This window comes from Streptococcus sp. HMSC078D09, from assembly GCF_001813675.1.
Classification (GTDB): domain Bacteria; phylum Bacillota; class Bacilli; order Lactobacillales; family Streptococcaceae; genus Streptococcus.
Window position 1 is genome coordinate 51,803 of record NZ_KV813669.1, and the last position, 15,303, is coordinate 67,105.

A 15,303-nucleotide genomic window follows, 5' to 3' on the forward strand; every position below is an offset into this window, starting at 1 on the left:
CTCAATCCCGTCTCTCCCTTATGGGAAATAATAGCTAGATTATCCTTCAATGTCGACAACTACATAACGGTTTGGTTCTTCCCCTTCAGAGTAGCTAGTGACTCCTTCCATCTTAGAGACGATCCGGTGAATGATTTTGCGTTCACTGTTTGACATCGGATCTGTCTGTTGGGCTTGCCCATCTTCGAGGGCACGCGTTGCTAACTTCTGAGCATAGCTTTGAAGAACTTCCGCCCGGTGTTCTACATAGTCATTAACATTAATGGTAATGTAAAAATTCTTTGAGTAGCGGTTATAGAGGTAATTTTGTGCCAAAAGTTGAAGAGCCTTCAAGACTTTTCCGTGGTAACCAATGACACGTCCTGGCTCATTGGTATCAATTTGCATATTGACCGTACGGCGGTTGTGACTACTTGAGATGGTCGCATCCACATCCATTTCATCGACCACGGTTTGAACATAGGCTGTCACATCATCTACGACTTCTTCGATATTGTAGTTTTCCTCTACCTCGATACCAAGGTTTGAGAAATCAGATTCGCTTGATTCTTTTGTCGCTGGTTCTTTAACTTTTTCAAGGATATGTTCATGTCCTTTTTCTTCAAGAACGGTATCTGCTTCTTTGTCATGTTTCAGGATTTCGGTCTTGATTTCTTCAGAGACAACTTCTCCTTCTTCTTCGACCTTTTTGATCGCTGCAACGACGCGTCCGAGATCGACCGTTGCTTCGCTCACCGTCTTCACCGGTTCGTTTTGCGCATTGATCTCATCTGGGACACCTTTGACAGCTTTTTGATTAGCTTTCACAACCGTTGTTTCTGCAATGGGCTCAATCTCTACTTGGGCTGGTTTTTTCCCAAACAAGCCAAGAAAACCTTTCTTTTCACGCGCTACAACCGTAATATGTGCCTTCATACGAGGAATATCTAAATCGTTCAGACCTTTTTGAATCGCTTCTTCAACAGTTGCTCCAGTATATAGGACCATATGTCCACCTCTTTCTTATTTTTTCTTTTTCTGTGCTTTGTTTAGGGCACGACGTTTTTGTTTTTCCATGTCGCGCGAAGCTTGCTCTTTTGCTTCACGCTCTGCGATAATCTTGAAAGGGTTGTTCAAGAGATAGGTTTGCCCGACTTGGTAAGCATTGGAAGTCACCCAGTATAGTGCGACCCCGCTAGCTGAGAACAAGGCAAAGAAGAAGATCATCACAGGCATCACATACATCATGGTTGTCGCACTACCATTGCGCTCTGGCATGGCTTTATTGGTCAACCAACTGCTGAAAAATGTGAAGAGTGCTGCAAGAACCGGCAAGATATAGGTCGGGTCGATCGCGCCAAGGTCCAACCAAAGGAAGTGACCGACTTTAAGGAATTCGACACGGCTCAACGCTTGGAACAAGGCCATCAAGACCGGCATCTGGATCAAGAGAGGAAGGAAGGCTGAAGACGTTTTGACGCCTTTTTCCTTGTAAAGGGCCCGCATCTCTTCAGAAAGCTTGGTCCGACTATCAAGATCCTTCCCAGGATACTTAGCTTGCAATTCCTTGAGGAGGGGTTGAATTTCCTGCATTTTGCGGGTTGAATTCATTTGATATTGGAAGAGAGGCAAGAGGACCGTCCGTATGACAATGGTAAAGACGATAATCCCTACACCGATACTTCCGCCAAAGGACAAGAAGCGGATAGCTTCTGCAAAGAAGTAGACGAAGCGTTCCCAACCACCTGTCGACTGAGCTGTCACTTGAGAGGTTCCACAAGCTGTCAAGACCAATAAGGCCACTCCTAATAATCCAGTTAACTTCAGTTTCTTTTTCACATTATTCCCTTTCTTGGTAGACATGCGCTAATTTTAAGACATGTACAAGATTTTTCTCTACTTGATGAAAGTCGAGCTCCTCCACTCCTTTACGAGCAATGACAACAAAATCATCGGTCGTAAGGAAGGCTTGGTGTTTGATCAAAACATGGCGAATCAAACGTTTGATGCGATTTCTGGTCACAGCATTTCCCAGTTTCTTACTAACAGACAGGCCGACTCGAAAATGCGGTTGGTCCTTGCGCAAGCGGTAAACAACGAATTTCCGATTGGCAACATTTTGACCACTTTTAAAAATAGCATTAAAATCTTTGTCACGTTTGACGCGGTAGCTTTTTTTCAAACCTCAACTCCCTCTATTAAATTTATTCTATTATACCATATTTTCAAAAAAAACCAATCTCACTCAGGAAATCGGTTGCTACTTAAATACAGATAAAAGTAAAGGCAAGGTGTAGTAGAGATTGAGCAAGATATGAGCCAAAATAGGAGAAAGGAGCGTCTTACTCCGATAATACAGGATCCCAAAAATCACACTCGGCAGGAGATAGATAATAGAAGCTCCTAGCGAAAAAGGATTGTGGAGAAAATGTAAGCCACTGTAGATGAGGGCTGGAAGCCAAATCTCAGCATAGAGTTTCCAGTCTTTAAAGTAGGCATTCACCAAGGCTCCACGAAAGATCAGCTCTTCTGTCACTGGCCGGATGATAACCATTGCGATCACTAGGATAAGTACCCCTGTGGGGCTAATTTCCCGTGGAAACAAACTCAAAACGGCTGCTCGTCCTTGAACAAAACCACTGATGAAGTAGTCCAACCAGTAAACTAAACAGGCCGCAAAAACGGCTTCTATCAGGGCTTGAAGAGGATTCTTCCCCAGCTTAAACTGCGCTTTTTTAGAAAAACGATAGACCAAAAATCCTGTAAAGACTGCATAGAGGCCTTCTAGGCCAAATAAGGTCCAATAATAGCTATTGGCGCTTGCTACACTATTGGAGACATACTGGGCCAAGGGGCGAAATTGAGGCCGAACATAAAAATAAAACAAGAGCAGAAAGAGGGGATACAGCAGTGAGAGCTTTCCTTTGATGAATTTCATAGATACCTTTCCTATAAAGTCTGACAAATCGTATAGTGCATCTTACCATAATCGTGACTAGGTTTCAATGAAAAAGGATGCCTTCTTACTCTCTGAGATAGGCCACATAACCACCTAAGACAGCGACTAAAATCAAGAGACAAAGAAGAGTTTCCAGCCATACGAGAGCTGTCAAGAAAGGTAGTTGCAACAAGTCTTGGGCCATTTTCAAAGAGGTCGCTGTGATGACTGTTGGAAAGGTCAGGGCTGAAAAAGCAGGTTGAAAACCTTCTTTGATCATTTTCGGTAGGCGCGTCAAAACAAAGAAATAAAAACCTTGCGAGGCCACCACCATGATTAGTAAGAGCCAGACAGGCAGGCTTGCTCCACCCACACGAACCAGGGCTGCTAAAAGAAGGGAAAATGGAGCACAATAGATGCCTTCTTGGCCCAACAGATGACTGGGTAAGGGGGACTGCTTCAAATCATGATAGATAAGGGGATAAAGAAGAAAGGTCAAACCAAAACCAATCACTAAAGCGAGATAAGCAATCTCTCTGATTCCCACAACTGGATAGGTCAAAGCTGCTACTGCAATGCCCACATAGAGAACGGTCCAACTGGGAGTGGCATTGGCTCTTGGTCGCGCTAGGACATGGGTCTTGGTAAAATAGAGAATCAAGCCCAGATCCAAGAGAAAGGCAGACCACCAGACCAACTGTGATAGACCTCCAAAGGCGGGAAAGAGGCGCAAAAGATAGGTGGATAGAATCATCCCTGCCATGGGAAAGGTCGCCATCCCAGATAAAAGGGCTGGTTGTTGGAGTTCTATCTTGGTTTCTTGCCAGCGAATCGCATGATAAACGACAAAGAAAAACCAAAAGAACAAACCTGTCAGACTAAAGGCATGAGCAAGGAAGGGTAGCGAGTCCGCAAGAAGGTTTCCAGCGCCAACCAGTCCTAACAGACATCCTGAAAATACTAAGGGGATCTTTTTCATCGGAAGCTCCAATCATGTTGTCGCTTTCAGTATACCATAAAAGAGAAGGAAGCAGGATAAAATATAAATCGTATGCACATCCAAACCATAAATTAATTTAATAGAAAATCTCATAAATATAAGGCACTAAAACGTTACTGGAAACTCATTCAAGAGGATAACCGTAAAATAGGCGATAAACGTTTTTATCGCCCAACTTTTTAGATCACACTTTACTAATAAAGGGATTTTCGAAAAGCTCCTTGTATACTCTCAAGAATTTAGACAGTACTACGACCTCTATCAACTCTTACTTTTTCATTTTAAAGAGAAACAAACAGACCATTTCTTTGAGCTTATTGAAGAAACAATTTCTTGTGTAAATACTATTTTTTAAACTGTTTTTAAGACCTTTTTGAAAGATCAGGACAAGATCAATAACGCACTGGTACTGCCCAACTCAAACGCAAAACTAAAGGCTACTAATAACCTCATTTAGATCTTCAAGCGCAATGCTTTTGGCTTCCGGAACTTTGAAAACTTCAAAACTAGAATCCTCATCGCTTTGAACATCAAAAAGGAAAGGACCAAGTTGGTCCTTTCCAGGTTATAACTTTTCATCAAGCCACTTCGGTTGACAAAAAGCATTTTTTCTTAAAATCTTGATAAACTTGACAATTAGGAGCAATAATTTTTCAAGGATTTTAACTACTAAATGGTCCAATAAATATTAGAAATTATAAGTATCTAAACAATGATAGCAAAACTGAAACCGTTACTAATATAACCACAATAATATAAAAAGTAGATTTTCTATTTTTCACCTCATCTGGTTTCTCATAACGTATTTTTTTGATGCGTTCCTGTATATCCTTATCTAATAGTTCATTTCTATCTGTCACAATTCTACTCCTTCATTAATCTACATTACTAACCAATACCTGTTTATAATCTATATAAGTCATCGGAAATAAGTCTGATCGCCAACACGAAACTGTCTGTGAATAATCATCTAAATTCAATAACCAATCAGATAATGTTTGAGGCTTACTATGATTAAAAATACCACTTTCATGATGAAAAATCGGTGAATGAACAGTATTATCGTATGCTAAAATAAGGAGACTTCGTTCAAAAGCTTGTCGAACTATTGATAGAACTTCATTTCCATGATTAATATCTAGATAAATATCACATTGTTCCAGTAAATCTAACATAGTTTTAGGAGACATATTAGGATAGAGGAGAACATTTTCTTTTTGACCAATAATTTGTAATTTATCCGACATACCCGTCAACGCACCAATATGGAAGGTATAAGCCGAAAGATTGTCCGTTAATGTTTCTATGCCTTCTATTTGGTCCGAATTTGTCACAATTAAAATTTCTTTGCGAGAATAGTTTTCTCTCAGTTTAGGATAGAGGATATTTAAAAAACTAATCATCTCTTTATTCTTTTCTTCCACTAAGTGCAATAATTTTTTATATACCGACCGATCTTGAACTACTACTTTCTTTGTTCTGCTTGATCTTCCTGAAAAAATAACTTGCATATTTCCCGGAAGTTGATCCGTAAGATTTTCCTGCCAGAATAAAATGTCTCTTCCCTCACCTCCTAGGTAATAGGAAAGTAAGAAAGGCATTCCCAATGAATTATACCAAATTGATGATAAATCTAGCCCTGATTTCTTTAAATAAAAGAGAAAGAAATCCACTTTTTTTGTAAAATGATAAACCTTGCCTTTCCAATTAAGAAGAATGTCACCAGTTAAAATATTTTCTGATAATATCTCCTGACCCGATTTAGTAAAATATTTCTTGTGACTCACTTGCTGGTCACTAAAAAAATAAGTCCTAGCAAAAACCCATCCATACTTATTATAGTGATCCGTCATATAAATTGATCCATCTGGATACAACCAATCTACACTTTGGACAAATCGTAAATATTTTGGGTCATGATAATGAATAACTCCCCTTTTAGAACTACGATTCCAAATTTCTCCTTCTGTATTCGTTCCTGTAATTTGCCAAAGATAGGGAACTTCTAATTGATTAAAATAAAGCGGGCTACCATCCATTTCAACTTCACAAAAGAAAGTATAAGGTGAAATAATTCCTTCTGGTAAAAATCCATCATCGTTTAAAACAATACTGGTTCCATGGATACCAGATTCTTCAAGAGAATAATGTAGATCCAAAGATTCTTGTGTTAGCCATTCAAACAACCTAATCATTTAACACCTCCTCAATAAAATCTTTCCATTTTTCAACTAATTTTTCATGCTTATAGTTCTCTGCAATATTATAAGAATATTGTTGTGCATCAGCCTTTTTAAACTTAGTGAAATATTCATATATCGAATCTGCAAAAGCTTGTACAATGCGAGAACGGTCATCCCCTTTGGGACGCTCAATTAATAGACCATTTTCTCCAGAACAAACAAATGTTTGATTTCCATATGGAACATCAAAACCAATAATAGGAAGTCCTGAACCTACAGCTTCCATTAACGTCAAACCAAACCCTTCGCTTGTTGAAGCAGTTAAATATAGTTCATAATTCTGATAAATTTCGTCAAGCTGTTTATGACCTTTTAATTCAATAAACTCCCCAGCATGTAGTTTAGTTAAAAGCTCTGTCAGTTTTCTTCTCTCTCCACCTTCACCATATATATCAAAAGTCAATTCAGGAAGTCTTTTCTGAGCTAAGGCTACTCCCTCAATTAACCAATCTATATGTTTCTCTACTGCTAAACGAGAGCCTGTCATCATTGAAAAAGATTTTCTAGATTGCTCTGGAAACTTCAATTGTTCTAAACTCCCTACTGGAATAGCTACTATCTTCGGATGTAGAGAAGTATATTGTGTGAATTGCTCCTCAAGAAGTATTTTTTGCCTTTCAGTAGACGTTATAAATGCATTCACTTTATCTGCATTAGTAAATTGATATTCATAATAATTATTCCAGAGAATATTATATTCATCGGTATTTTTTTCATTAAAATGTTCAGCATGAATGACTACTGCTAGCTTCGCTGCCCCTATATTTTCAAATACTACTTGTCCAATTCCTGTCGCACGATCAAGTAAAATCAAATCAGATTTTGTCAAGGAAAGATCCTCAAGCATGAACTCTAATAATTCTTCTAGGCCATAACAAATTCTATTTGAAAAAACAAAAGTACTCTTTTCATTAGAAAGAATCTCTTCATAAGCAATACTTCCATCTTCATTATAAAATGAACGATTACAGAGCTGTACCCCATTTTCTCCAGGTGCATAAAATTCACTAAATACTTTTGTATAGCTGTAGTAATCTTTACGAATCAATTTTCCTTTAACAACATATTCTACTCGTTGTACATATTCCTGATTTTCTCCATAGAGGGAAGCATTAATATATAGTTCTTGATTTTCAAAATAATATCGAATAAGTTTCCGATCAGAACTCACTTCTTTTTTTGTAGGATGTTGTGAAAAAGTAGCCTCCAAATCTTCTTTTTTATATGTAGTTCCAGCAATTTTAACATTTGTAAAATATCCATATAACCATATTATTTCTCCATCTTCAAATCCGATATTTTTTGTAAAATGCTCCAGATTTTCTGATTGAAACATATTTGTAAAAATAAATTTAGCAGGTATACCAAGTGATCTTAAAATTTGTGCTCTATATGCCTGAGCATACTCAACACCACTACTTGCCCAGCCAATCCCTAAATTAATACTATAGACTGTCATTGTTCCCTCTTATACAAAATAAATTGATAAACCATCGTCTATCTTTCCTTCTATGGTGCTTAGCATCACATTTTTAACAATAGCATGTTTCACTTCTTTGCCCATTTCCTCATAAGACTCTAAGGATTCTCGTAAGTATTCACTAATAGAATCCCTTTGGGCTATTTGTCTCATTGATACGAATGTCTTCAGTTGCTGTAAATGGTCTACTTGTTGAATCCAACATTCATCAATTGCTCGTAGTATTGATAAACGAATAAACTCCTCCACTTTCGAATCTGTTTTTAGTTGCTTAGATTTACGTTCCATCTCTAATTGATAAAGATAAAATAAATAATCCTTCACTTGTTTACTATTATTCAAATCTAAACTTGTTGGTAGGGATCTCAATTGATAGGTGAAATTCTCCAAAATAAATCTCTTAAAATCATTCTGGTTTAATCCACTGTGACAATTATTTTCTATATACATTTCAATATATTCACTGATTAGTTCATCTAAACGATCTCTGAGTTTTACTTCACCATAAATCAGCTGATCTCTTAAATGATATATTTTCTTACGTTGTGATTTTAAGCTCTCATCAAATTTAATTGTATTCTGACGGGCAGATTCCGACTTATCCTCGCTTTTTTGTTGAGCACGCGCTACAATTTTAGAAAAATGTTTAGAAAGTAAAGGTTTTCCATAATTTCTTCGATCTATACGATTTTGCTTCTCAAAGTATTTTTTTAACCTTTTATTAGAATGATTCATAATCAAATCATCTTCCAAAGATACAAAAAACTGACTCAAACCTGGATCCCCCTGTCGTCCAGCTCGACCTCTCAACTGCCAATCAATTCTACTATTTGGCATTCTCTCTGTTCCAATGACAGCTAAACCACCTAGCTCTGCAACACCTTTCCCTAACTTAATATCCGTACCTCGTCCAGCTAGAGAAGTAGCTACTGTGACAGCACCTTTTTGACCTGCTTCAGCAATAATCAATGCTTCCTTAGCAATATTCTTGGCTGTTAAAACATTGTGAGGAATCCCCTCTTGTAATAACATACGTGAGTAAATCTCCGCAATATCAACTGTTCCTGAAATCAAAAGAATTGGTTGCTGCTTTTCGTAGAGTTCCTTAACAAATTCAAGAGTGGCAAATAATTTTTCGGGTAAGGTAGTATAAATTTTATCTGAATAATCTAATCTTTGTATTGGTGTGTTAGTTGGAAGAACAACTACTGATACCCCATAAGTACTAATCAGCTCATTCTCTGCAATTTTTCCCGTCCCCGTCATTCCTGATAGTTTAGGAAACATATTAAATAAACTTTGATACGTTACAGAAGCAATGGCACGAGAGTCCTTTGATTTTTTGACTTTTTCTTTTGTTTCAATTGCCTGATGAATTCCAGACTGGAGACGGGTTCCTTCAAGTATCCGTCCAGTACGATTATCTAGTAGCTCAACTGCATCATCAGTTACAACATAATCAATATCTTTTTTAAATAAATAATGTGCTCTAAGCGCCAAATTAATATGTCTATTCAATTCAAAATATTCTTCACCATAAAGATTTGAAATATTAAAATATTTTTCTGCATAACGAATGCCTTCGTCAGTCAAGAAGATAATTTTTTCATCTTTAAGAAATTTAAACTCCTGCTCTTTTCTCAATGTTCGAATAAATTGATCCGCTGTATCATAAAGATTAGATTGAACTCTAGGTGATCCAGCGATAATAAGTGGTGTCTGTGCACTATCTAACAAAACAGCATCCGCTTCATCAACGATAACATAGTTAAAAGATCGTAAAAATTTATCCTCTACATTACCTGCCAGATTATCTATCAGATAATCAAATCCAAGAGCGGTACTTGTCGTATACAATATATCAGAAGAATAGATTTTTTTCTTCCGATTAGAATCTACTTCTTCATCATCGTCAAAAACTCCTACTCCAACAGTTAATCCCATAAAACGATAAACTTCACCCATATCTATTGCATCACGTCTTGCAAGATAATCATTGGTTGTTACTAGAATTGTTCCCTTCCCCTCCAAAGCATTTAAATAAAGAGGTAAGGTAGCAGTCAAAGTCTTTCCTTCTCCTGTTTTCATTTCTACTATTGTACCTTCATGAAGGGCTAACGCTCCTAAAACTTGAACATCAAATGGGAACATGCCTAGTATTCGGCGGTCTGCTTCACGAATCGCTGCAAAAGCCTCAATTAGTATATCTTCAAGTGTTTCTCCTGTCCTTAAGCGATTTTTGAATTCTTCAGTCTTATTCTTAAGTTCTTCATCACTTAATCGGGACATTGATTCTTCTAATGCATTTATTTTTGCTAATTTTTTTCGAAGTCTACGTAATTTTATTGTATTAATAAATGATTTTTTTTGTTTAATTTTTTCCATCTATCCATTAAATATATTTTAGTAGGTCCTTTACTAAATTAAGATCCTTCGGAAGCAGTTCCCGTAGATAACGATTTTCGACAATATGATTTTTTTTCTCTTCATCATTAATATCATAAATCATAAATTTTTGATAACTAACTGATTGACAGCCTGCACTCATCAATGTAAGCGTATAAGTAAACGTATCCTTCGGAAAAATAAAACTCTCACCTGAGTTTCTTAATACGATAGACTCAATCTGTTCAGCTTGACGATTAAAAAAATCGAGTTGCAAGAAAAAGGAATTTGCTGGTACAGCATCAATCTGATACTCTACAAGGTATCTATTTCCTTGTATAAGAATTGGAAGATCTGGAGAATGTCGATCACCTTGATAATTTGTTCGTGACTTAAAAGTAACGATAGGCTTCCCTGATGCGAGCTGTGGATTGTAAAAATTCACTAAATCCTCTTGGAATTTAATTTGAGAACCATATAAATAATTCTCTCCCTTTCTTATTTCATTCCAATAAATTTCAGAAATTAACTGTTTAGTCATTTACACTCCTTATCTTCCAAACTGATCTTCTAGAATTCTTTTAAATTGTTGCTTAAACCACTTATTAATCGCTTGACTATTATCATTATGTCTTCCTTCATATCCTACACTATATATATGTACACCTTTCTGTGAAAGATAATTTGTTAAACGTTGAGTAGCATAACCATCGTAATCATCATTTTTCATGTATCCTAGAGCAAATTGAGTATCTTTAAAGCTTGCGTTATGATATTTATTCCATAATTTTTGGTTAAATTCATCAATTTTCATTTGTGTTAAGCCGTGAGTTACATTCAGTAGCATATCAGCACTTGTTTCAAATTCATCTGGTCTTTTTAATTTCAATCCAGATACTGTATCCCCAAGATTTGTAAATGGCTTACCTACAATTACAGCCGTCGGATTTAAGTCTACTGCATAATAAGCTGCTCCAAATGAACCCATAGATATACCAGATAGTATCAGCTCAGATGATGAAAATCCTAAATAGTCCAATGCTTTTCGAATCATTTCAATGATTTTTTCTTCATACTGATCAGTTCCAATATAAAAGCAACCCCCTTCTAATCTTGGATCAGCAATCAACATAAATGGGGAGTTGAAAGCTTTCATCATCCCGAATCCCTCAAATCCCTCAGCTGGCCTAAATCCTGAAAAATATACATTTAAAGGTGGTTTCATATCTCCAGGATTAAAGTAATAGAAAAATTCCTGTCTTCTCTCATCACTGAATCTTCCACCACCAAGGACTAAGTTTCCTAGACCTTGACGTGAGTACCTCCAATGAAGAGGCCCGAATGTTAAGCTACCTACACCTCTAGCATAGATGGATACAACATAAAATCCGATTTCTTCTGGTTTTGGTTCTAGAATTATTGGATTTTTTAGTTCAACTTCATTGTAAGTAAAACTATCCATTAATGCATAGAGGCTTCCTCTTCTCATTGGTGTTATTTCTAACTGTATTTGGCAGTTTCCCTTGATTTTTTCAAACTCCTGCCATAATTCCAGAGCCACTGGAAAACTTGATAGATTATATCGATAAGTGAAAAGTTGTTGAAAATTTTCTCCAAAATTTCCGGTAAATTGAGTATTTACATGACCGTTTCGTTGTACTATTCCTTCAAAACCTGGGTTGATATCTATCTCTGGTATTTTTAACTTTGCTCCGTATTGACTACTAAACAATACCTGATTTAAAAAATTGATACAGGATGAAATATCTCTCGAACTTTCTAATTTACGAAGCATCTTTCTTCTAAAAATCCCATCCGATGATGTTGAAGATAACTCCAATTCAGCACTACAAAATAGGCTATAGGCTTCAATTGTATTCATAAGAGGCTCTAATTGTAATTCCTCAAGATAATCTGTTATAACAATCGCATTAAAATGAATATGAATTTTTGGTTTTTCTAACAATACATCGTGCTTCACCATTCTTTTCATGGATTCTGCAAGCAATTTTTCCTCTTCTAATTTCAAAAAATTTTGGATATACTCTGGCTCACAAAATAACCATTCTAAGTCTTCTGGTAGTTTTTCTACTTGACTAGCCCAATTTAAACGGCCAATTTGTAAAATCTTCATCGTTATCCATTCCTTATTTCTTTTTTTAGCATACCTTTCCATTGCTTCAAAATTTTGCCACTTGTGTAATCAGACATCTTTCGAACTGCATAGATAAGGGCTTCATTCCAATTAAATAGACCATCAAAGTAAAACTCAATTGCTGACGATAACTTGCTAATGTCACTAATAACCAAACCGTTCTTTTGATGAATAACATAATCTGAACTAACACGATTAATTTGTGGTATACCTGCACTTATACTAGCAATTTGTGTATATAGATCTGGCTCAATTCCAAGATCAATTACTAACCTAGCTGTATCTAAACATTTGATAATCTGATTTTCATTTGTGAAACACTCCATAGCGATACGACTCAACTCTATTTCCCCTTCATCTTCTATTTCATTTTCGCCTTCACTAATCTGTTTAAATAAAAGATCTTCAAAGTGATTCGTTTTAATGAAATCTATGATCCACGTTTTTAATAAATCCAATTGGAAATCTTGTCTGAATGTCACAATTCTAAGTTCTATATCGAGATGAAGAGTCATTAATTCGAGAATAATTGCTATCACAGAATATAGTTCATCTAATTCAATGTTATCAATATGAAAATAAATTATCTGCTCCTTCACAGTCTGGCTATGCCCTAAACGTAAACGACTATCAAACGGCGAAAGTCGTACTATCGGTACCGATTTGAAAACTAAATTTTCACAAGTTTTTCTTAATAGTTCTTCATTCTTCTCAGTATCGACTACTAAAAAGGTAGCATCATTTATAGATATTCTATCCTGGCCTAGATTCTCCAAATTAAAGCGATTCCCAAAAAAAGAATAAATTTTTCTATGCTCCTTAAATATAGAAGAAACCAATTGGTTATGCTGGGTATCACTCGCAAGCACAAATACATCTTCATTTTCAACATGATTATTTTGAAAAATTGCGAGTCTCTCCTTAATCAATTCTTCCCAGCCATTATAATACTTCTTGCTAAAAGTCTGATCAGAAAAATCATTAATCATAAGAATAGGAGTAGGATCATTTTCTTTTTTTAGAAACTCACGAACCTGCCACACTCCATTAATATTCAAGTAATCCTGATACAATGGACGTTCATCTATATCATAATAAAGAATACTAGACAAAAATCCTCTATCATCGAAAATATAATCTTTTGTTACCTTTCCATTTTTTTGAAAGGACACCGAATGAAGATTACCGTCTTCAGCATAGTTTACAATAGCAAAAATCTCCCCTTTTAATCTAACAACAACTGCAAAAGGACTATAAAGAAACTCGCACCCTTCAGGCCAATTTAAGTCCTTAAGATGAATAATTTTTGTATAAGATCTTGTGATATTCTGGATATCATCAAAAAAAGACCAATAATATATTCCAAAAATATTTTGTTTATGCAAAAAATAACGAAGTTGTGGTTGATAGTTCAAAATCATTAATCCAATTTCTTCTTGTCCCTGCAAGAACATCTTAACTTGATTTACACTATCATCAAAGGTCATTCTATTTTTTACTCGAAACCACCACGGCGTATCATAATACCATTGCCTCTGACCATTATACCAAGAAGGTACAAAATAAAACATAAACTTCCCACCATTAAATTAAATTTTTGTATTTTTTCCAACTATTCATTGTATCAACTTGCTCAATAACCCCTAATAAAAGACTTACTATGATATACGCATTACTAATTAGTAGGGCAATTGAAACACTATTTTTCCCCTGTCCTTGTAACAAAACTGCAAGCATTGGAAGTCCCCCAAAAATGATAACTGTAAAAGCACCAAATTGCGCAAATGAGTTTACAACATACTGGATATACTTTATTGTCTCTTCTCCTGGTTTTTTCCCAGAAATATAATCACCATTATTTCTCATATTCTTTGAAATTTCATATGGATCATAATTATAGTATGCAAAACCAATAGATAAGAAGTAAAGCAAAAAGATATAGCAGATAACTCCTGGTAGTTGAGATAAGCCGATGTGAGCTGAAAGATATTCTAATATTTGATTACCAGGGAATATATGCAATAATACTACAAAAATATATGGAGGTAACATCATTAAAGTCATTCCATACATAAATGGCATTGCACCAGCAGGTGTCACACGTATAGGTAAATAACTACTAGCATGATATGGTGTATTTAGACCGACTCTTTGAATCGGTATACGATATTCGCCTTTATAAAGCAAAACATTAAACCAAATTAAAATAGATAAGGCGACAAAAAATACTAATCCATATTGGATAAGACTACTAAATTTAAATTGCTGTACGCTAAAATATCTTATTATATTACTTTGAAATGTTAAGATCATATTTACCAATATAACAACAGTCATTCCACCAATACCTCGTTCGCTATTTATTTTACATAGCCAATTTAATATAAATGTTCCAGTTGTTAACAAAATAATTGTTATTATTCTAAGAGTGGAATGACTGTATCCAAATATCAATAAAAATTTGGAATCATTTGTTATTCCAAAACTTTGTAGTAAAGCAATTGCTAATGTCAATAAAAATTGCAAACGGTTTACTTTATTGGAAGTCCAGTTGCCAATCAATTTAAAAGTAATTAAAAAACGCCATAAAATCATCATTGTCATAGTTGGCCCTATTCCTAATGAAAACAACGTCATGTTACTAAATTGAATTCCAGTGATAGCCCCAAAATTTTCAAGCAATTGCGAATCTGATGCATTTCCTACTACAACCTTATCCACACCAACTGTTGGAATTGGAATCTGTCTACCTAACATATAAATGAATACAATGCCGATCATCCATGTAAATCTCTGAAATATTATTGATTTTTTCCAGTATTTTTGAAGTTTTCTTAACATACTCAATTAATCCATTCTGTCTATTCTGAATAATTATAACATAAAAACAAGGTTGAGGTGTGTAAACACCACCAACCTTTGCTTTTATGTTAATTAAAGATAGTCCTTCTTACTTATTCAGCATCCTCTGATTTACGTTTTTTACGCCCCAGAAGCGCTCCAAATAGAAGACCACTTAATCCAACTAATCCAAGTGATGAAGAAACATTTTCACCAGTATTCGGAAGTGTTCTTTCAGAAATTGACTCACTCACTGATTCTGATACTGACTCAGAGATTGAT

At 35.5% G+C, this 15,303-nt stretch carries 14 protein-coding genes and 1 pseudogene; 1 reads left to right on the forward strand and 14 read right to left on the reverse strand.

The window, feature by feature from the left end:
* Positions 1-39 precede the first annotated feature (39 nt).
* The 5 genes from jag to HMPREF2926_RS05210 all read right to left on the reverse strand — a co-directional run bounded on the left by jag (position 40) and on the right by HMPREF2926_RS05210 (position 3,896).
* Entirely contained in the window at positions 40-987 is a 948-nt protein-coding gene (jag, locus tag HMPREF2926_RS05190; protein ID WP_021153989.1) for an RNA-binding cell elongation regulator Jag/EloR, read from the reverse strand.
* A 15-nt stretch (positions 988-1,002) separates the two neighbouring features.
* Positions 1,003-1,818, reverse strand: coding sequence for a YidC/Oxa1 family membrane protein insertase (locus tag HMPREF2926_RS05195; RefSeq protein ID WP_070586754.1), 816 nt, complete (start codon positions 1,816-1,818; stop codon positions 1,003-1,005).
* A 1-nt stretch (position 1,819) separates the two neighbouring features.
* Complete coding sequence (gene rnpA, locus HMPREF2926_RS05200) at positions 1,820-2,161, reverse strand: ribonuclease P protein component (RefSeq protein ID WP_003002960.1); 342 nt, start codon at positions 2,159-2,161, stop codon at positions 1,820-1,822.
* Between the two features lie 78 nt (positions 2,162-2,239).
* A complete protein-coding gene (locus HMPREF2926_RS05205; RefSeq protein ID WP_070586735.1) occupies positions 2,240-2,917 on the reverse strand; it encodes a CPBP family intramembrane glutamic endopeptidase in 678 nt (225 codons plus the stop codon).
* Between the two features lie 85 nt (positions 2,918-3,002).
* Positions 3,003-3,896 (reverse strand): TDT family transporter, encoded by an 894-nt coding sequence (locus HMPREF2926_RS05210; RefSeq protein ID WP_070586736.1) that lies wholly within the window; start codon positions 3,894-3,896, stop codon positions 3,003-3,005.
* 96 nt (positions 3,897-3,992) lie between these two features.
* Between HMPREF2926_RS05210 and HMPREF2926_RS10630 the strand changes: the two are divergent.
* Positions 3,993-4,488, forward strand: a pseudogene (locus HMPREF2926_RS10630) (transposase); the annotation flags it as partial.
* A 124-nt stretch (positions 4,489-4,612) separates the two neighbouring features.
* Here the strand turns inward: HMPREF2926_RS10630 and HMPREF2926_RS11180 are convergent.
* From HMPREF2926_RS11180 to HMPREF2926_RS11425, 9 genes are all read right to left on the reverse strand, one after another.
* On the reverse strand, positions 4,613-4,777 hold the full coding sequence (locus tag HMPREF2926_RS11180; protein ID WP_176745534.1) for a hypothetical protein: 165 nt from the start codon (positions 4,775-4,777) through the stop codon (positions 4,613-4,615).
* A 15-nt stretch (positions 4,778-4,792) separates the two neighbouring features.
* Positions 4,793-6,112, reverse strand: coding sequence for an accessory Sec system glycosylation chaperone GtfB (gene gtfB, locus HMPREF2926_RS05215; RefSeq protein WP_070586738.1), 1,320 nt, complete (start codon positions 6,110-6,112; stop codon positions 4,793-4,795).
* Positions 6,105-7,619: an accessory Sec system glycosyltransferase GtfA gene (gene gtfA / locus HMPREF2926_RS05220; protein WP_070586740.1), complete on the reverse strand. Its 1,515-nt coding sequence runs from the start codon at positions 7,617-7,619 to the stop codon at positions 6,105-6,107. The genes gtfB and gtfA overlap by 8 nt, the downstream gene beginning before the upstream one ends.
* 9 nt (positions 7,620-7,628) lie before the next feature.
* On the reverse strand, positions 7,629-10,025 hold the full coding sequence (secA2, locus tag HMPREF2926_RS05225) for an accessory Sec system translocase SecA2 (protein ID WP_070586741.1): 2,397 nt from the start codon (positions 10,023-10,025) through the stop codon (positions 7,629-7,631).
* Between the two features lie 7 nt (positions 10,026-10,032).
* Complete coding sequence (asp3, locus tag HMPREF2926_RS05230; RefSeq protein WP_070586743.1) at positions 10,033-10,566, reverse strand: accessory Sec system protein Asp3; 534 nt, start codon at positions 10,564-10,566, stop codon at positions 10,033-10,035.
* 9 nt (positions 10,567-10,575) lie between these two features.
* A complete protein-coding gene (gene asp2, locus HMPREF2926_RS05235; RefSeq protein ID WP_070586745.1) occupies positions 10,576-12,159 on the reverse strand; it encodes an accessory Sec system protein Asp2 in 1,584 nt (527 codons plus the stop codon).
* Positions 12,160-12,161: 2 nt separating this feature from the next.
* On the reverse strand, positions 12,162-13,751 hold the full coding sequence (gene asp1 / locus HMPREF2926_RS05240) for an accessory Sec system protein Asp1 (protein WP_070586748.1): 1,590 nt from the start codon (positions 13,749-13,751) through the stop codon (positions 12,162-12,164).
* Positions 13,752-13,764: 13 nt separating this feature from the next.
* Positions 13,765-15,021 (reverse strand): accessory Sec system protein translocase subunit SecY2, encoded by a 1,257-nt coding sequence (gene secY2, locus HMPREF2926_RS05245; RefSeq protein WP_070586750.1) that lies wholly within the window; start codon positions 15,019-15,021, stop codon positions 13,765-13,767.
* A 113-nt stretch (positions 15,022-15,134) separates the two neighbouring features.
* On the reverse strand, positions 15,135-15,275 hold the full coding sequence (locus tag HMPREF2926_RS11425) for an LPXTG cell wall anchor domain-containing protein (protein WP_371106513.1): 141 nt from the start codon (positions 15,273-15,275) through the stop codon (positions 15,135-15,137).
* Between the last annotated feature and the right edge of the window lie 28 nt (positions 15,276-15,303).